Source organism: Phaeobacter italicus (assembly GCF_001258055.1).
Taxonomy (GTDB): domain Bacteria; phylum Pseudomonadota; class Alphaproteobacteria; order Rhodobacterales; family Rhodobacteraceae; genus Phaeobacter; species Phaeobacter italicus.
On the sequence record NZ_CVRM01000031.1, the window covers coordinates 33,814 to 52,859 of the forward strand.

14 protein-coding genes and 1 tRNA gene are annotated in these 19,046 nt (G+C 58.9%); 11 read left to right on the forward strand and 4 right to left on the reverse strand.

All coding sequences use genetic code 11. The features are described from left to right. Positions 1-10: 10 nt before the first annotated feature. From NIT7645_RS11490 to NIT7645_RS11510, 5 genes are all read left to right on the forward strand, one after another. On the forward strand, positions 11-1,183 hold the full coding sequence (locus tag NIT7645_RS11490; RefSeq protein WP_008559989.1) for an ABC transporter substrate-binding protein: 1,173 nt from the start codon (positions 11-13) through the stop codon (positions 1,181-1,183). Positions 1,184-1,315: 132 nt separating this feature from the next. Next, positions 1,316-2,230 carry an MBL fold metallo-hydrolase gene (locus tag NIT7645_RS11495; protein WP_008561721.1) on the forward strand — a complete coding sequence of 305 codons (915 nt, stop codon included), beginning with the start codon at positions 1,316-1,318 and terminating at the stop codon, positions 2,228-2,230. 261 nt (positions 2,231-2,491) lie between these two features. Further along, complete coding sequence (locus NIT7645_RS11500; protein WP_037302587.1) at positions 2,492-4,156, forward strand: tetratricopeptide repeat protein; 1,665 nt, start codon at positions 2,492-2,494, stop codon at positions 4,154-4,156. Between the two features lie 142 nt (positions 4,157-4,298). Next, positions 4,299-5,291, forward strand: coding sequence for an NADPH:quinone reductase (locus NIT7645_RS11505; RefSeq protein ID WP_037302586.1), 993 nt, complete (start codon positions 4,299-4,301; stop codon positions 5,289-5,291). Between the two features lie 149 nt (positions 5,292-5,440). Further along, positions 5,441-5,515 (forward strand) — tRNA-Gln (locus tag NIT7645_RS11510). Positions 5,516-5,593: 78 nt separating this feature from the next. Here the strand turns inward: NIT7645_RS11510 and NIT7645_RS11515 are convergent. Further along, complete coding sequence (locus tag NIT7645_RS11515; protein ID WP_008559061.1) at positions 5,594-6,607, reverse strand: LacI family DNA-binding transcriptional regulator; 1,014 nt, start codon at positions 6,605-6,607, stop codon at positions 5,594-5,596. Positions 6,608-6,874: 267 nt separating this feature from the next. On the opposite strand from NIT7645_RS11515, the gene NIT7645_RS11520 reads away from it, so the two are divergent. From NIT7645_RS11520 to NIT7645_RS11545, 6 genes are all read left to right on the forward strand, one after another. Continuing rightward, on the forward strand, positions 6,875-8,176 hold the full coding sequence (locus tag NIT7645_RS11520; protein WP_008561864.1) for an extracellular solute-binding protein: 1,302 nt from the start codon (positions 6,875-6,877) through the stop codon (positions 8,174-8,176). A 75-nt stretch (positions 8,177-8,251) separates the two neighbouring features. After that, positions 8,252-9,133, forward strand: a complete 882-nt coding sequence (locus NIT7645_RS11525; RefSeq protein WP_008559337.1) for an ABC transporter permease subunit — start codon at positions 8,252-8,254, stop codon at positions 9,131-9,133. 10 nt (positions 9,134-9,143) lie between these two features. After that, positions 9,144-10,025 carry an ABC transporter permease subunit gene (locus NIT7645_RS11530; protein WP_046210542.1) on the forward strand — a complete coding sequence of 294 codons (882 nt, stop codon included), beginning with the start codon at positions 9,144-9,146 and terminating at the stop codon, positions 10,023-10,025. Positions 10,026-10,037: 12 nt separating this feature from the next. After that, entirely contained in the window at positions 10,038-11,084 is a 1,047-nt protein-coding gene (locus tag NIT7645_RS11535) for an ABC transporter ATP-binding protein (RefSeq protein ID WP_008559245.1), read from the forward strand. Beyond that, positions 11,081-12,082 (forward strand): endonuclease/exonuclease/phosphatase family protein, encoded by a 1,002-nt coding sequence (locus NIT7645_RS11540; RefSeq protein WP_008559310.1) that lies wholly within the window; start codon positions 11,081-11,083, stop codon positions 12,080-12,082. The genes NIT7645_RS11535 and NIT7645_RS11540 overlap by 4 nt, the downstream gene beginning before the upstream one ends. A 139-nt stretch (positions 12,083-12,221) precedes the next feature. After that, positions 12,222-13,343: a bifunctional transcriptional activator/DNA repair enzyme AdaA gene (locus tag NIT7645_RS11545; protein WP_008559438.1), complete on the forward strand. Its 1,122-nt coding sequence runs from the start codon at positions 12,222-12,224 to the stop codon at positions 13,341-13,343. Here the strand turns inward: NIT7645_RS11545 and NIT7645_RS11550 are convergent. Genes NIT7645_RS11550 through NIT7645_RS19590 form a run of 3 tightly spaced genes read right to left on the reverse strand, consistent with a single transcriptional unit; the run spans position 13,337 to position 18,892 of the window. Next, positions 13,337-16,708 carry an error-prone DNA polymerase gene (locus tag NIT7645_RS11550; protein ID WP_008562169.1) on the reverse strand — a complete coding sequence of 1,124 codons (3,372 nt, stop codon included), beginning with the start codon at positions 16,706-16,708 and terminating at the stop codon, positions 13,337-13,339. The genes NIT7645_RS11545 and NIT7645_RS11550 overlap by 7 nt on opposite strands. Then, the gene (locus NIT7645_RS11555; RefSeq protein ID WP_082204882.1) at positions 16,708-18,186 is read right to left on the reverse strand and encodes a Y-family DNA polymerase; all 1,479 of its coding nucleotides are present in this window, start codon (positions 18,184-18,186) and stop codon (positions 16,708-16,710) included. The genes NIT7645_RS11550 and NIT7645_RS11555 overlap by 1 nt, the downstream gene beginning before the upstream one ends. Continuing rightward, the gene (locus NIT7645_RS19590; RefSeq protein WP_008559252.1) at positions 18,110-18,892 is read right to left on the reverse strand and encodes an ImuA family protein; all 783 of its coding nucleotides are present in this window, start codon (positions 18,890-18,892) and stop codon (positions 18,110-18,112) included. The genes NIT7645_RS11555 and NIT7645_RS19590 overlap by 77 nt, the downstream gene beginning before the upstream one ends. Positions 18,893-19,046 lie beyond the last annotated feature (154 nt).

Genomic DNA, 19,046 nt, shown 5'->3' on the forward strand with positions numbered 1-19,046 from the left:
GGAAACGCAGATGAAGAGGATGACATCGAGCCTGCTTGGCATTGCACTTGCAGGGGGCGTGATTTCAGCGGCGGCCAGCGAGGTCGCGGCGCAGGCTCAGGGAGTGAGCGAGACAGAGGTTGTGCTGGGTTCCGTCAATGATCTCAGCGGGATTTTTGCGGCGGTGGGTGTGCCCGCTGTAAATGGCGCCAACCTGCGCTTTGAGGAAGCCAATGCAAATGGCGGCGTGCATGGCCGTCAGATCCGCTTTGTGGTCGAAGACAACGGGTATCAGATCCCGCGCGCAATGCAGGGCTACAACAAGCTGCTGAACCGCGACCAGGTCTTTGCCATGCTGCTGTCCCTTGGCACCCCGATGAACATCGCGGGGTTCAAGCTCTTGGATCCGAAGGGAATACCGAACGTCAGCCCGCTCACCGCTGCCCGGCAGATGTTGCAAGAGCCGGTCGACAATAAATTCATCGGCTTTTCAAGCTATTACGATCAGGTCCGTGCAGGGGTCACCTATTTGGCAGAAGAATTCGATGCCAAGGAAGTCTGTTCAATGCATATCCCCTCAGATTTCGGGAAAGAGATCAAGGAAGGCACGGTTGATATCGCCGCTGAGCTGGGGCTGACCTATGCGGCAGAGACCACGCACAAACCGGATGAGCTGGATTTTGTTGGCTCCCTGACCAAGCTGAAGGCGGAGGGCTGTGACATCGTCACAATGGCTCTGGGAGTTCGGCAGGGGATCACTGTTGTGGGGACTGCCAAGAAACTTGGCTGGGAGGACGTCAAGTTTCTCAATACCTCTGCTGGTTTCCTAGAAGTTGTGGCAGCTGTCCCGGGTGGTGTGACCGACGGGTTGTATGCAGCCGCCGGTTGGGCAGACCTGATCGCGCGCGCTGATGATGAGGCGCCTGCCAAATTCATGGCCGACTACGAAGCCAAGTTCGGCCAGCCAGCAGGTGGTTTTGCGATGCTCGGCTACAGCGCAGCCAATACGGTGGTCAACGCATTGGAAGCCGCAGGTCCGGATCTGACGCAAGAGAGTTTTATCAAGGCGATGGAAACGCTGAACTATTTTGACGCTCTGACGGACACCCAGATCACCTATGGTCCGGAGGATCACCGGGGTGCAGACGACATCGTGATTTCTGTCGTCGAAAACGGGTTGTGGAAAGAGTTGAGCCGTAAGTGAGGTTGTTCTCCACATGACGGGGCGTCACAGGCGCCCCGTCCATTGATCCTAGGCTGCCCTAGGGTCAATTGCTGCTTCTTATTATGCAGATATTCGTATAAAACCATTTCGTGTGAAGAGGTGGGGGAGCTCATGATTTCACGACGGAATTTTCTGCAAGCCACCGCCGGTGCGGGACTGGCAGTTGGTGGTACAGGTCGGCTTTGGGCTGAAGCCCGGATGTCGCTGGGACAGGCCGAGGTTCTCAGCCTGTCCGACGGGCGTATGGTTCTGCCATCTTCGTTTCAGTTTGGCGGTTTGGACCCTGATGTGGTCCAGCCGGTTCTGGATCAGCATGGAATGGACCTGTCTTCTCCTTTGCAGCCAGAGGTAAATGTCACCCTGCTTCGCGATGCGGGCAGGGTCATCCTGTTTGATACAGGTGCTGGTACATCCTTCATGGATGGGACGGGGCTGTTGCCGGATGCGTTGGACGCTGTCGGCATTGCGCCTGATGACGTAACGCATGTTGTTTTCACGCATTGTCATCCCGACCATCTTTGGGGTGTGCTGGATGATTTCGATGATCCGATGTTTGCCAACGCGACCCATTTGATGGGACGCCGCGAATGGGACTATTGGTTTAACCCTGCCACCGTTGATCAGATAGGTGCGGACCGGGCCAGCATGGCCGTCGGTGCACGGCGCCGGATGGAGGCGCTGGAAGATCGCATCGTCTTCTTTGGTGATGGTGAGGAAATCCTCTCTGGGGTTGCGGCGCGGGCGACCTTTGGGCATTCGCCTGGGCATATGTCGTTTGAACTGCGTCAAGGCGGTGAAAGCCTGATGGTTCTGGGGGATAGCGTGTCCAACCACCATATCAGTCTCGCACGCCCCGAGTTGGAGCTGCCATCGGATCAGGACCCCGCTGCGGCAGCAGGTGTCAGGGTTGGATTGTTGGATCAGATCCATTCGGAAAAAACCCGCGTGATTGGCTATCATCTCCCGTTTGGTGGAATGGGATGGATCGACAGGATCAACAAGGAATATGTCTTTGTGCCGATGTAAATAAATAAACAATCAAAGGTTGTATAATGTTTGCTCTGCCGCCATCTTGTGGAGAGTTCCGTTCTCTTGATGGCCGCGTTTCGCCTGTAAATGCAGGCAATTTTGCAGTTTTTGCGGAGAATTTACGGAGACCGCATGGGTTGTTTTTTTCTTCGTGACAATCATTTTTTGGTGTGTGATGGTTAAGCGTGGGTAACCAATTCAGTCGGGGTGAGGGGTTTCAGGATCCGATTGCATTGCTTCAAGTAATGGGTTTGGAACATGACAGATCATTTGAAGATACGTCAATTCGGCGCATTCGGCGTCTTTCTCCCGAACGGAGAAAGTGTCCTCCTCGGCTCGAAGCATCAGGCTTTGCTGGCCTTGTTGTCGACAGCTGAAGGCGGAGTGAGAACACGCGCCTTCCTTGAGCGCACACTTTGGAGCCTTGCCCAGCCGGAACAGGCCAAGGCAAGCCTTCGCACGGCGCTGTCTACTCTTCGGCGACACCTCGGCCCTGACGTTTCGAAGGCCCTTTCTGCCAACAGGGAGCGGGTTGTGCTGGATCTCGAGCAGGTCGAGATTGAGGCCGATCCTGCAAAAGGCGAGTTCATGGAAGGCTTTGAACTCCCTCATGAATCGACCTTTGCGGTCTGGCTTGAACAGCAGCGCAATGAACTGTGTCGCGCAGATGCACGCAATCGCGCGGCAACCGGCATGCTGCATGACTACAGCCGCGCGGTGCTGGACAGCTTGCTGCCGCCAATTACGGTGTTGCCTTTCGTTCATCGCACACCGGGAGAGGCGAAATCGCCCCTTGGTGCGCTGATATCAGAAGAACTGGTGCGTCATCTGTCCCGCAGCCACGCGTTTTGCGTCACGTCCTATCTCGCGTCCCGCCAGTTCGATCCGCATCAGGTCCGCCCAAGTGATGTCTATTCCGTTGCTGGGGCCAACTATCTGGTTTCGGGCACTGTTACGGTGACGGGTCAGCAATACAGATTGCAGGTGGACCTGCATGACACCGAACGGGAAAAGGTGATCTGGTCGCGTGAATACCGTGACGCGCTGTCGGGGTTGACCACCGGGAGCAGTCAGGCTTTGCGCGATGTGACAGCACAGATCGGCTGGACGGTGGTAGGCGAGGCAGTACGCCTTGTCGGGTTCCGCCCTCTGATCAAACACGATAGCCACACGTTGCTGATGGCGGCGATCGCGCTGATGCAGGATATGCAGTTGCCGCAGTTCAATCAGGCACAGGAAATCCTATCGGTGCTGCTGGAGCGCGAGGCGCAGCATCCTGTTGCACTGACGTGGATGGCGATGTGGCACGTGATGCGTGTGCAAAAGGGGTTCTCTAAGGATCGACAGCTGGATGCGCATTTGGCCAACCAGATGGTGGCCGGCGCGCTGAGCCAGGACCCTTCCTTTTCGCTTGCCCTGACAGTTCGGGGGCTGATCTCCAGCCATCTGATGTTTCGCTTTGATCTGGCGCAGGATTCCTACGACTTGGCGCTGAAGGACAATCCGAACGAGGCGCTGGCTCTTTTGTTGAAGGGAACGACACACGCTTATCAGAATATGCCCAAGGAGGCGGTGCGTCTGACAGATGCAGCCCGTCGCCTGTCCCCCTTGGGGCCGCAGCGGTATTATTTCGACGCGATGTCGGCAACGGCAAACCTGGGCGCGCGCGATTATGCGCGGGCGATTTCCCTGGCGGACCGTTCGCTGCAAGCTAATCCGACCTTTCCATCGACACTGCGCACAAAGGCGATTGCGCTTCACGAAACAGGGCATACCGACAAGGCGCGGGATGTGGTGCAAGCGCTGTTGGCAGTGCAGCCCGATTTCACAATCACGAGCTATCAGCGTGACTATGCGGCCTCCAATGCCCCCTTTGGCAAAGAATGGAGCCGCGCGCTACGGGCTGCCGGGGTTCCTGCCTGATATCTGACAGCTGGTAGGCGGCTCGTTTTCCGGCGAACGTCCGGTTCGATCCAAAGATTGGCCGCACAGGGGTTGCCCCCTTGTGCGGCCTTCTGTTTCCTGTGGTGAACCCACTGCCAATTCGATCACCCCGGAGATCTCTATGAAAGCCGTCACGTACCGAAAGTTTGGTCCAGCCGAATCTGTCCTGTCTGTGGAAGAGCACGCAGACGTGCCCGCTGGTCCGGGCGAGGTGCGGGTGGATTTGCACTATTCTGGCGTGAACCCCTCAGATGTCAAAGCGCGGGCTGGCGCGCGGGCGGGCGTGAGCGAACTTCCTTATCCCGCAATTGTGCCACATAGCGACGGGTCCGGTGTGATTGTCGAGGTGGGGCAGGGGGTTGATCCGGCGCGACTTGGCCAGCGTGTCTGGATCTGGAACGGCCAGTGGCAACGCCCATTCGGTACAGCTGCGCAATCGATCACCTTGCCTGCGAAACAGGCTGTCTTGATGCCTGAAGGCCTGGATATGGCAGCAGGTGCCATATTGGGCATTCCCGGACTTACCGCAGCGCATACTGTATTTTCCGGAGGACCGGTTGCAGGTGAAACCGTTTTGGTACAGGGCGGGGCAGGAACGGTTGGGTATCTGGCGGTTCAGCTGGCCAAATGGGGCGGCGCACGTGTCATCGCGACCTGCTCACCCCAAGACAAATCTCATGTCCTTGCCGCTGGGGCGGATGCTGTTCTGGATTACCAGGCGTGCGATCTTGCAGATCAGATCCTGGAGGCGAATGCCGGGCAGCCGGTCGAGCGCATCGTCGAGGTCGAATTTGGCAGAAACTGCCAGGTCGACACGGCCGTCGTCGCGCAAAATGGTCGGATCACGGCCTATGGGTCTGCCAAGGACATGACGCCGACCTTGCCGTTTTATCCGTTGATGTTCAAATCAGTGACGTTGGAAATGGCTTTGGTCTATCTTTTGCCAGACAAGATCCGTGAGGCCGCAATCACGCAACTCACCGCCGCGATCCAAGACGGTGCCATCGCTTTCCCGATCGCTGAGATCTTCGCGTTAGAGGACACCGCAAAGGCGCATCAGGCCGTGGAGCAGGGAAAGCGACGCGGGGCGATTCTGGTCAAGACCCAACCATGACGCAGGATATGGCCTCTCTTCAGCACCTGTCAGATTAGCTGCAAGCTACGGAAATCAAAGGAATCATAGGGTAAGCCAACAAAACTGCATTTTTTTCCAAAAACCCTCTTGCACCCCCCCGGAACACGCTTTAGACAGCCGCTCACCGATGGGGTGTAGCCAAGTGGTAAGGCAGCGGTTTTTGGTACCGTGTATCGTAGGTTCGAATCCTACCACCCCAGCCATCGGCCTTTCAGAAAAATCTGGTGACCAGCCGCTCTTGAGCGTGATGCGTGGTTTGGCGCTTTTGCGATCTATGCGGGTTAGTGGGTGTCGCGCAGGATGATTTCTGCGTGGAGCCGTGTGGTTTGTTCGCTTGCATTCGGATCTGCGAGACGGCGGTCAAGACTCGACAGGACTGCATCTACCATATCGTCAATCGGATTGCGTAGCGTTGTCAGGCGCACGCCGGGCCAGCGCGCCATCTCGATGTCGTCAAAGCCCACAACCGACACATCGGTGGGGATACATTTTCCTGCATCGCGCAGCGCACCCAGTGCGCCGATGGCCATGGCGTCATTTGCACAGAATATGCCGTCGAATTCAGCGTGCTCAAGAAGGCGCTCTGTCGCGAAATAGCCGCTCTCCGTGGTGTAATTGCCTGCATACTCGCCCACCAAGGTCAGCCCGTGGCGATCCAGTCCGTTGAGGAAGCCGCTGCGCCGCTCGCCGGTGGCGCCAAAATCACCTGGCCCGCCGACAAGCGCGATGCGGCTGCGGCCCCGTTCTGCCAACAGGTCTGCCGCCAGGGCAGCTGCGTCATGGTTGAGCAGGCAGATGTTGTCGACGCCTTTGGCCTCAATAATCCGCCCTGACGCGATAACCGGTATGTTCAGCTTGCTGCATAGCTCGACGATTTCAGAGGCAATGCTGCCGCTGCGCAAAATCATGGCATCCAGGGGGTATCGCAGCACTTGGGTTACCGCTTCGCGGGCGGTGTCGCCGCCTCCGGCGATGACGACGGGCCACTTGCCGACGGCATTCAGCCCGGCGATCAATGCGGCCGTGGCCTCCTTGTCATATTCGTTGCGCATCTCGCCTGCAAAGACCGCCACCAGATTCGAGCGCGCCCCCTGCAAGGTCGCCGCGAGGGCGTTTGGCTGGTAGCCCAATTCATGCGCTGCGAGCAGGATGCGTTCGCGTTTTTCCTGATCAAGGTAGGCGCCGGGCGTAAATGCACGAGACACGGCTGACCGAGAAACCCCAGCAATTTCAGCAACATCCGCCGCAGTTGCACGGGGTTTTCGCTTGGTGATATCCGGGCTGGGTCGCTTCATCGGATGCCCCTTTCGGATTTGATGTTTTTTTTGTGAAACATCGAAACCCTTGACACAAACGTTACATACCGCCCCTATATGAACACGTGTGCAGATCTGGTGCAACGGACTCGTTCCTGAAACAAAAGCGCTTCAAGCGCTGCTGCAGCAGAACTCACTGGCCTAAGGGGAGGCCAATTCAAAATACCGCGGTGGACTGAACCGGTCGCCGTGGTTCAAATTGGAACCGTCTGCCCGCATCGGGTGACGGAGGACCGGAGACAGAAGATGAAACGTATTGCGTTTACAACCGCTGCCACGCTGGCATTCGCTGCCAATGCTGCTTTTGCTGAAACAGAAATTACCTGGTGGCACGCCATGGGCGGCGCGCTGGGTGACACCGTCAACCAGATCGCGTCCGACTTCAACGCAAGCCAGGATGAATACAAGATCACCCCGGTTTTCAAGGGCACCTATGAAGAGACCCTCACCGCTGGCATCGCGGCCTTCCGCGCAGGCGAGCAGCCCAATGTGATGCAGGTGTTCGATGCCGGTGCTGCAACCGTGATCGGTGCGAAGGGCGCAACCATTCCTGTTCAAGATCTGCTGGCCGACAACGGCGTTGATTTTGACATCAACGACTACATTGCTGGTGTGCGCTATTTCTACGCCGACAGCGATGGCAAGATGATCGGTATGCCGTTCAACTCCTCCACGCCGATCATGTATTTCAATGTTCAGGCGCTGGAAAAAGCGGGCGTAAGCGCACCGAAAACCTGGGAAGAATTCCAGACAGTCACCGCTCCGGCTCTGAAAGAGGCAGGCTATACCGCCCTGTCCCAGTCGCACCTGCCGTGGATCTTTACCGAAAACTTCCACTCCCGCCACAACCTGCCGTTCGCAACCAACAACAACGGCTATGACGGCACCGACACTCAGATCCTGGTCAACAATGACGCGATCAAAGCGCATTTCAGCGCTGTCAAAGACTGGAAAGACAACGGTTATTTCGAATGGTTCGGCACCGGTTGGGGCGACAACCAGACCCCCTTCGAAGAAGGCAAAGTTGCCATGTGGCTGGGGTCTTCCGGTTCTTTTGGGGGCCTGAGCAAGAAAGACCTGCCGTTTGATTTCTCCGCAACCATGCTGCCCTATTGGGAAGGTGTGACCAAAGAGCCGACCCAGACCTTCATCGGTGGTGCGTCTCTGTTTGCAATGGCTGGCCATGATGCAGAAGAAAACAAAGCAACTGCGGCGTTCTTCGACTTCCTGACCTCTGCCGAAGTTCAGTACTTCTGGCACAAGGAAACCGGCTATGTGCCGATCACCGAAGCGGCCTATGAAATGGCAAAAGCAGATGGTCACTATGATCGTGCGCCTGCCGCTGAAGTTGGCATCCAGCAGCTGTCGCTGCCGGGCGGTGACAACACCAAAGGCTACCGCATGGGCTTTTATGTTCAGATCCGCGACGTGATGAACCGTGAGTACGGCCGCATCCTGACCGGCGAGACCTCGGTTGAAGACGCGTTCAAGACCATCGAGGACGAAGCGAACAACCTGCTGGCACGCTTTGCCAAGACCCAAGGCTAATTTCGCGGGGCTTTCCCCACTTTGTTACGGCCGCAGCCTCTGCGGCCGTAACGCATTCAAACTAAGAGGTTCACCGTGAAACGCGCCGGGTTCTCAACCAAGTGGATGCCGATCATGCTGCTGATGCCGCAGCTCGTCATCATCGCTATTTTCTTCTACTGGCCTGCATGGCACGCAATTCAGTCATCGTTCTACCTGCAAGATCCGTTCGGGTTTGGCTCCACATTTGTGGGCCTGGAGAATTACACCGACCTGCTCGGCAATTCCGAGTATCGCCGGGTTGCGCTGTTTACGCTGGTGTTCACTGTGCTGGTGACCTTCTTCTCGCTGGCAATCGCGCTGTTGCTGGCGGTCAAGGCGGATAATGTTCTGCGCGGTGCCCGCACCTACCGGACGCTTTTGATGTGGGTCTATGCGGTTGCACCACCGGTCGCGGGGTTCATTGGTCTTATCATGTTCGACCAGAGCTGGGGGCCGTTGACACGCCTGGCTGGGTTCTTCGGCTGGGACTTTGTTCTGGGCGTGAACTTCAATGATACGGCGGCGGCCATGGTTCTGGTGTCCGTCTGGAAACAGATTCCGGTCAACTTCATCTTTTTCCTGTCCGGCCTGCAGTCCATTCCGCGTTCGGTGCGCGAAGCGGCGCTGATCGACAACGGGTCGGCCACGGGGCGGTTCTGGGATGTGACGTTCCCGCTGCTGGCGCCGACCGGCTTTTTCCTGCTGATCATCAATATCACATATGCGCTGTTCGACACCTTCGGCATCGTTGACACCCTGGTAAAGGGCGAGCCGGGTAACAACCCGATGACCCTTGTCTACAAGGTTTATGTCGACGGTTTCCGCGGTAACGATCTGGGTGGTTCCTCGGCGCAGTCCGTGATCCTGATGGTCCTTGTTCTGGCGCTCACGGTCTTTCAGTTCCGGCTGATCGATCGTCGGATTCACTATACCTGAGGGGGCTGACATGGCAGACCAAACACACGTTCAAACGCCGCGCCGCTCCATCAATTGGGGGGCGATTGGCGACCACACCGTTCTGATCCTCGGCTCGCTGTTCATGCTGGTGCCGCTGATCATGGTGGTTCTGACCACAACCGTGCCGGATGTGGACATCATCAAATACGGCCCGCAACTGAAGATCGGCGACCAGTTCGACGACAACTTTGAAAAGGCCATGTTTGAGGCCTCTGGCTTCTCCGGGGCCAATACCGGCATGCGGATGCTGTTCAACTCCTTCGTGCTGGGCATCGGTTTTGCGCTGGGTAAAATTCTGATCGCCATGATGGCGGCCTATGCCATCGTCTATTTCCGCCTGCGTTTTGCAACGCTGGCGTTCTGGGTGATCTTCACCACGCTGCTTCTGCCGCTGGAGGTACGTATTCTGCCCTCTTACGAGGTGGTCCAGCAGCTGGGCATGCTCAACACCTATCAGGGTCTGATCATTCCGCTGATCGCCTCGGCAACAGCGACCTTCTTTTTCCGTCAGTTCTTCCGCTCTGTACCCGAAGAGCTGGTAGAAGCGGCGCGCATTGATGGGGCGGGGCCGGTGAAATTCTTCATCGATATCCTTGTGCCGCTGTCCAAAACCATGATCGCTGCGATGTTCATCATCATGTTTGTCTTTGGTTGGAACCAGTATCTGTGGCCCACCATGATCACCACCGAAGAGGACATGTATACGCTGGTGCGTGGGATCAAGCAGATCACCCAGACCCTCGAAGGGACCAATGTGCCCGAATTCGGTCGCGCCAACCTTCTCGCGGTCATCGCCATCCTGCCCCCTGTGGCAGTCGTCATTTTCTTCCAAAGCTGGTTCGTCAAGGGCCTGACGGAATCCGATAAGTAAGGACTTCACACAATGGCTCAGGTTACCCTGAATTCTGTACGCAAGGTCTACCCCAATGGGGTTGAGGCCGTTACTTCCTCCAGCTTCAAGATCGAGGACGGCGAATTCGTCGTCCTGGTCGGCCCGTCCGGCTGTGGCAAGTCCACACTGCTGCGCATGATCGCAGGTCTTGAGGATATCACCGAAGGCACGCTGGAAATCGGCGACCGGGTGGTGAACAACGTGGATCCGGCCGATCGCGATATCGCGATGGTGTTCCAGAACTATGCGCTTTATCCGCATATGACGGTGCGCAAGAACATCGCCTATGGTCTGAAAAACCGCAAAACCCCTGCGGATGAGATCGAGCGCAAGGTGGCCGAGGCCGCCAAGATGCTGAACCTCGAAGAGTATCTGGAACGCAAGCCGTCTCAGTTGTCTGGTGGTCAACGTCAACGTGTCGCAATGGGACGTGCGATCGTGCGCGATCCGGCTTTGTTCCTGTTTGACGAACCGCTGTCGAACCTGGATGCAAAGCTGCGCAACCAGATGCGGATTGAGATCAAGGCCCTCCAGCGTCGTTTGGGGGTGACTTCGATCTACGTGACCCACGATCAGGTCGAAGCCATGACAATGGCGGATCGGATCATCGTTCTGAACGGTGGTCGCATTGAGCAGATCGGCACACCGTCCGAAATCTATCATAATCCAGCGTCTGTCTTTGTTGCGTCTTTCATGGGGGCTCCGCCGATGAACCTGATTGATGCCACCATCACTGGCGGTCAGGTCACATTGGCAGATGGTGTGGCCATGGGGGCGCTGCAGACCTCTGCGCAGGGCGCAGTCAAGCTGGGCATTCGTCCGGAAGACGTGCAGCTGGTCAGCGAGGGTGGTGTGTCCATCAACGTGGAACTGATCGAAGAACTGGGCGCGCATCGCCTGCTGCATGGTAAACTGGGCGGCCAGCCGTTCACGATCCATGTGCTGAAGGATATTCCGGTAGATCCGGGTGCGCATCAGATCTCTGTCGATCCGGCCGCGATCTGTCTGTTTGATGCAGCGTCGGGAATGCGTCTTTGACACAGATTGTTGAAAAGCTGCCGTCTGTAACGGCAGAGATGCAGGCGCGGATCAAATCCGCGCCTCGCACGGCAGCGTCTCATCGCGCTTTGATGGCAGAGGTCCCAGCGATGAACGCGCTGCAGGCGGGGGGCACGGCACAGCGCACGTCGCTGCCTGCCAGCGTTTCTGTCGTGACCTGGAACGTCGAACGGTGCCTGTTTCCTGAAGACACTGCTGCGCATATGGAGCGTTTCGCGCCCCAGGTTGTTCTGTTGTCCGAGGTCGATCACGGTATGGCGCGCACGGGCCAGCGCCACACCACCGAAGCCATGGCCGAGGCGATGGGCATGACCTATCTCTTTGGGGTGGAGTTTCACGAGTTGGATCTTGGTGGCCCGACCGAGCAGGCCTTTTGCAAGGATGATTTCAATAGTCTCGGCTGGCATGGCAACGCCATCCTCTCGGCCGTGAAACCAGAACGGGTCAGGCTGATCCGGCTGGATGATCATGGCCATTGGTATTCCTCTGACGAGGTGCCGGCCGATCCGGAACAGCCCCGACTGGGCGGACGAATGGCAATTGCTGCTGTGCTTCCGACGGATGCGGGCCCGGTTTGCTTTGTCTCCACCCATCTGGAGAGCAACGCGGACGCGGCCCATCGCCATGCTCAATTCGAACTGCTTCTGGACGCAGTGGATGATTTTGCGCCGGACATGCCTGTCGTCATTGGCGGGGATCTCAACACTGGCAACCATCTGCCACCTGACTTTGACTGGAAGCGTGAAACCCTGTTCGATCTGGCCAGATCCCGAGGTTATGACTGGAGCGCGACACCGGACGGCATGACCACCCGCGCCAGCCTTATTACCCCACATCCGGATCGGGTGATGAAACTGGATTGGTTCTGCATCCGTGGTTTGCGCAGCACAGACAGCGCATTGGTGCCGTCTCTTGATAGCAACGACCGACCGCTGTCCGATCACGATGCGGTCTGGGCCCAGTTCGACCTGAGCTGAGCCTTGAGCCTACATGCCAAAGACAGCCGGGCCGCCAACAGCCCGGCTGTTTCGTTTTGCCTGTTTTGTTATGCCTGTGTTGTGAAATAGGCGCCCGATTACCGGCGGCAGGTCTCGATCGACATGGTAGGATGGTGTCATGTTGTTTGATCTACCTGACCATGATGCGCTGTATCAGGCGCTTGTTGACCGGGATGACCGTTTCGATGGTCAGGCCTATGTTTGTGTTTCCAGCACCGGGATTTTTTGCCGACTGACCTGCCCGGCCCGCAAGCCCAAGCGGGAGAATTGTCAGTTCTTCGGAAGCGTGGGAGAGTGTCTGGACGCGGGGTTTCGCCCCTGCAAACGCTGTCATCCGTTGCGACCAATGGCTGATGCAGATCCGGCTGTGGCGACCTTGCTCGCAGCGCTTGAAGAGCGGCCCGAACATCGCTGGAGCGAAGCGGATATCACTCGCTTCGGGTTTGACCTCTCGACAGTGCGGCGCAGCTTCAAACGGCAATTCGGCATGACTTTCCTTGAGATGGCCCGCCAGCGGCGTTTGCGGGAGGGGTTTGTTGCCCTCTGTGATGGGGCGCGGGTCATCGACGCGCAGGTAGACGCGCAATTTGAATCTCCCAGCGCCTTTCGGGCTGCATTTGCGCGTTTGCTGGGGCGCCCGCCAGGGAGCCTTGGGCGTGAGGGCCTTCTGCTTGCGGATTGGATTGCCACACCGCTTGGCGACATGATTGCGGTCAGCAGCCGAACAGAACTGCATCTTCTGGAGTTCGTGGAGCGCAAGGCTCTGCGGCGTGAGCTGGATCAGCTGCAAAAGGCCGTCAAAGGGGATCTGGGGGTCGGCTCTGCGCCACCGACCGAGCAGATCAGAGCCGAGCTCGCGGAATTTTTCGCAGGTCGTTCCGCGCGGTTTCAGACACCGCTGGCCTATCACGGGTCGGATTTTGCGCGCGCGGTCTGGGACCAGCTGCGCCAGATTCCGGCAGGGCAGACCCGCAGCTATTCACAGATCGCAGCCGAGATCGGCAGGCCGTCTGCGACGCGGGCCGTGGCACGGGCGAATGGGGCCAATCAAATTGCGCTGGTGGTGCCCTGCCACAGGGTGATCGGAGCGGATGGCGCGTTGACTGGCTATGGTGGTGGTCTCTGGCGCAAGCAGCGCCTGCTGGACATTGAACGGCAGTTCCGACAGGTCGACAACGCGGCATCTGGTCAGGTTCTGGGTCGGACTTCGGCTGGGACGAGGGTGCTGACAGGTCAGTGAAAGTCGCGTGATTTCGGGATTACGCGCACATCGCGCGGATGGCGGTGCCCACCGCCGGGTTGTGCGTTTGCGGCGCCGACCTGGGCTGGCAGCGGATGGGTCGGATGATCGCCACGGGTGGTGGTCGGTGGCAATGCTGTTGTCGAAAGACGTTCCAGTCGGTCGGTCGCGTCCTCCAGCCGGTCGGCGACCACATGGATCACCTTGCCATCGGTCTGCACCCGGCCATGAACGACCAGCAGTCGCGCGGACATGATGGTGGCGCGAAACAGGGTGAACAGCTTGGGCCAGATCACCAGGTTGGCAACGCCGGTTTCATCTTCCAGCGTGATGAAACAGACACCTTTTGCGCTGCCGGGTTTCTGACGCACCAGAACCAGCCCGGCGAGCGAGACACGCTGACCGTGATGACTGCCCTTCAGATCCTGTGCGCGGTGAAATCTCTGGGCATGCAGGCTGGCACGAAAGAACTGCATGGGATGGGCCTTGAGAGACAGCCTGAGGGTTTGATAGTCCGCCACCACATGTTCCGCCCGCGGCATGGCAGGAAGGTGGACCTCTGGCTCCGTTCCGTGTGCGGCAGTTTCGGCGTGTTCGAAAATCGGCAGGGACGGGGCATCCTTCAGCGCCTGCGTCTGCCAAAGCGCGGCCCGTCGATCCATTCCCATGCTGCGCAAGGCATCGGCCGCCGCGAGACGCCGCAGGGATCCCGCGTCCAGCCGACAGCGCGATTTTAGATCGGCAACATCTGCAAAAGGGCTGTCGCGAGCGGCCATGATCCGCTGCGCCGCATCCATCCGCATCCCGTCGACCTGCCGCATCCCCAGCCGCAGGGCAAAGCCGCGATCGGTTGGTTCCAATGTGCAGTCCCAGTCTGAGTAATTCACATCCACTGCGCGGACCTCAACGCCATGATCCCTTGCGTCCCTGACGATCTGGGCCGGGGCGTAAAACCCCATCGGCTGAGAGTTCAAAAGCCCACAGGCAAAAGCAGCGGGATAGTGGCATTTCATCCAACTGGACACATAGACCAGTTTGGCAAAACTGGCGGCGTGGCTTTCGGGAAAGCCGTATTCACCAAACCCCTTGATCTGATCAAAGCAGCGCTGCGCGAAATCAGGATCATACCCGCGCGCAACCATGCGCCCGACCATCTTGTCCTGAAGCGTTTCTATGGTCCCGCGCGAACGGAACGTGGCCATCGCCTTGCGCAGGGCGTTGCTTTCTTCGGGGGAAAACAGCGCCGCATCCATCGCGATCTTCATCGCCTGCTCCTGAAAGATCGGCACGCCCATGGTGCGGTGCAGGATGCGCTCCATTTCGTCTTGCGGATATTCAGGACCGGGGCGTGGATAGTCGACCGGTTCCAGCTTCTGGCGCCTGCGCAGATAGGGGTGGACCATGTCGCCCTGAATGGGGCCGGGTCGTACGATCGCAACCTCGATCACCAGATCATAGAACGTGTCGGGCCGCAGTTTGGGCAGCATGGCCATCTGGGCCCGGCTTTCCACCTGAAATACGCCCAGGCTGTCACCTTCGCACAGCATCTTATAGGTGGCTTTGTCCTCTGGCGGAACAGAGGCCATATCCAGTTGTCGCCCGTAATGTGCTTCGAGCAGGCCAAATACCTTGGCGATGCAGGTCAACATGCCAAGCGCGAGCACGTCGACCTTGAAAATCCCCAGCGCATCAATGTCGTCCTTGTCCCATTCGATAAAACTGCGGTCCGCCATGGCGCCATTGCCGATGGGAACAATTTCCGTCAACGGGCGCTCTGTCAGGATGAAACCACCAACGTGCTGTGACAGATGGCGGGGCATTCCGATCATCTCACGGGCCAGTTTCAGCACCATACGCAGATAGGGATCACTCAGATCCAGGCCCGCCTCGCGCGCGCGGGCATCATCCATCTGACCTTCGAAGCTGCCCCAGATTGTGCCCGCCAGTTTCGAGGTCACGTCCTCGGACAGGCCCATCGCCTTGCCTACCTCGCGGATGGCAGAGCGGGGGCGGTAATGGATCACCGTTGCGCAAAGACCCGCGCGGGCGCGGCCATATTTCTGATAGATGTATTGGATTACCTCTTCACGGCGTTCGTGTTCGAAATCGACGTCGATGTCGGGTGGTTCGTCACGGGCCTCACTGAGAAAGCGCTCAAACAGCACATCTGTTTGGCTTGGATCGACCGCTGTGATGCCCAGGCAGTAACAGACGGCGGAATTTGCCGCGGACCCGCGTCCCTGGCATAGGATAGGCGGCTCTGCATCCTCGCGGGCAAAGCGGACAATGTCGTGAATGGTCAGGAAATACCGCGCGATGCCTTTGCGGTCGATCAGATCGAATTCCTTTTCGATCAGCAGGCGGACATCTGTTGGCACCCCCGCCGGATAACGCTCTTTTGCGCCCTCCCACGTCAGCTGTTGCAGCCGCTCCAGTGGTTGCTGGCCTTGGGGGACGATCTCATGGGGGTATTCGTATTTCAGGTCACTGAGCTGAAAGGTGATGTCATCTGCCAGCTTGCGTGTTGCGCGAATGGCATGGGGCCAGTCTGCAAACAGGCGACACATCTCCTCGGGAGATTTCAGATGCCGTTCGGCGTTTGCCTCCAACAGATACCCTGCCTTGGCGATGGTGGTCCCATTGCGGATACAGGTCATTACATCCTGCAGCGGGCGGCGATCCGGACGATGATAGAGAACATCATTTGTCGCCAAGAGCATCAGCCCGTGCTGTCTGGCGAGCCTGTCCAGACGGTTGATCCGAGCCCGATCGTCGCCGCGATAAAGATAGCGCGCCGCGATATGGCGCATCTGGGGCAGGACGGGCAGCAGCCGTGCAAGCTGATGAAGCGTGGTTGCATGATCATCCGGTGGCATCAGGATCAGGTGTAGCCCGTCGGCATGTTCCCGCAGCATATCCAGCGTCAGGTGGGTGGCGCCCTTGTCCTGCCAGTTGCCATCGGCAGTCTGCATTTTGCCACGCGACAAAAGCGACGACAGCCTGCCGTAGGCGGCACGGTCTTGCGGATAGGCGAGCAGATCGCAGCCGCACATAAGGATCAGTCTCGCACCGATCATCGGGCGAATGCAGGCTGTCCTAGCCTTGGTAAACAGTCGCACCACACCAGCCAGCGTGTTGCGATCCGCAATCCCCAGACTGTCATAACCAAGGGCATGGGCCGTGGCCGTCAGATCCACCGCATCAGACGCCGCATGAAGAAACGAGAAGCAACTGGCGAGACCGAATTCAACATAGGGGCTGCGCGGGGGGGCGGCAAACTCAGCCCCCGACGCAGAGCCCCCTTGGGTGCCGTTTGCGGCACCTGTGGCAAGATGTCTGCGCTTATGTCCTTCCTGCAGAGGCATCAGGCAAACAGCCCATGCAGAAACCAGCGCGGGGTATCCCCGCGCCCGTCGTGAACAACGCCCTCGCGATAGAGCCAGAAGCGGCGCCCATCTTGGACTTCGACCTTGTAATAGTCCCGCAACCGGGTGCCGGGGCGGTCACGCCACCATTCCGGAGCGATCCGTTCCGGCCCCTCATGTCGTGCGGTTTTGTAAAGAACCCGGCGCCAGCGAAATTGCGAAGGAGGCCCTTCTGGCACGGCATAGATCACCTGAACCTCTTCGGCGGGTGTAAGCAGGCGCAAGGGGCGCTCTCTTGGTGGGGCAGGCGGCGGTGTGGGATCACCCGCCATGGCGGGCTGCCGGTGTTCGACGGCCTCGGGTTTGTGGGTCTGCACATAGCGGGACCAGCTCACCTTGTCCTGACCAAGCCGTGCGCTCAGCCGATCCAGAAGGGCCGCCAGATCGGCATCACTGTCGCGGCGGCCATCCAGCCGCTGCTGGATCTGGGAAAGCGGTTCGACTTGTAGGGCTTCCAACGTCAGCAGGTCAAAGCCAAAACCGGGATCAATCCGCTCCAGCTTGTCCCGAAACAGGCGCAGCATGTGGTCCGGGTCTCGGCTGGCCCGTGCCGTGTTCAGGCTCAGTTGTCGCCATTCGCCATCAATGCGGTAGATCGTCAGCCTTATGCTGCGGGCTCCGTATTCGGCCTGGGCCAATTGCTGGCACAGTTGGCGCGCCAGATCGGCCATATGTGGCGCGGCGTCCATCACCGGTTCCGGCAGGCGGCTACGGGTTATGAACTGCTGAGGGTCGACCGGTGCATTCAATGGATCAGCAGTGCGCCCGACAGCCCGATCAAGCAACACCAGCGGATTGCGGTCATCCGGAAGGGTCGAAAACCGTCGCATCAGCGATACGCGCGGCATCTCGGCCAGAGAACCGATGGTTTTCAGGCCAAGCCGGTTGAGCAGTTGGACAGTGGTGTCATCCAGCCGCAGCGCCGCCGTGGGCAAGGGCGCGAGGGCGGCCGGAATGTCATCGCAGATCTGTATGGAGCCATAGCGCGCAAGCGCCTGCGCCGCGCCGGGGGTCGCTGCCATTGCCACATGTGCCGTCAGCCCCTGCATGGCCATGCGTCGCTGAATATCGCTGAGCATGGCCGCTTCTCCGCCAAAGAGATGGGCGACGCCTTGGCTGTCCAGAAACAGCCCGTCGTCCCGGTCCGCCACGGTCCAGGGAGACCACCGCCGCGCCCAAAGCGCCAGCCGGTCGAGAAAGCTGCGATCCCCCGCCGGGTCGGCAGGTTCCACATGCAGGTCCGGATGAATGGCCTGCACATCAACCACGCGCGCGCCGGGCTCAATGCCACGGGTGCGCGCGGTGGTACTGGTGGCGTGGATCACAGGCCCATGTGTGCCATCACGGCTCAGCACGACGGGGATGTCGTCGCTGGGTAGGGTGCGGTGCTGGCGAATGATCTGTCGCCATCTGTCCATCGCGAGATCGGGGAACCAGACGGAGACAATGCGAGACGGAGGTGTCTGTGTCATATTGGGCAACCCAATGTCCTGGCGCCCTGTTTCGGGCGCGAAACAATTCTGCGCTCCAGCGGGGCTGGCCGGGGGCCTGCGGGTCGTCCGGGTGTGGTTCGGACGGCAGGGAGGCCAGCCGCCATCGTTGTCGCGCAGCGCTTAGCGTGCCGGGGTCTCCGCTTCGGATCAGGTAGAGCGGCACGCCAGAGGCTTCGGACCTGATCGCCAAGCGCTTGGTTGCTGTGAAATCCAGCACGCTTGGCGCGCCGTGGATTTCCCCCACAACCGCGCAGAGCGCGCTGCAGGCAGCCCCTTCCTCCATCGTCCACAGAACATCGCGAGGGTGGCTGACCGTGACCTGAAGAACCGGGCAGCTGATCCCGAACAGCCGCAGGCCGGGCGTGTAGATCTGGCCGTTTTCCCGCTGCGATGCGCGATCACGAACCCACAAGAGCGGCTGTGTTTCGCGCGGCAGCAGCGACAATACAAACCCCGTGGCAGCGGGATCAAAAGGGGCATCCAGCAGCACATCTGTCAGAACCGGGTCCGCCCCTGGTTCCTTGGCCGGGTTTCCTACCTGATCCGCAGGCGCAGAGCCGGACGAATGCGGCCCGGATGCGGGAGGCCGCGGCAGGTGAATCACCTGCCCATATGAGGAATCACGTATCATCTTGCTCCCATATGTTCACTATTTGTTCCACTTTGAAAAGAGGCTGTTCTGCTGCTTTTTTGTGCATCCCATCTGCGCTCGGCTGGGGTTTATTTCGATATCAAAGGCTTGTCCGTGTCACTGGCGTCAGGGGGTGGTGGAGATTTTTTCATAC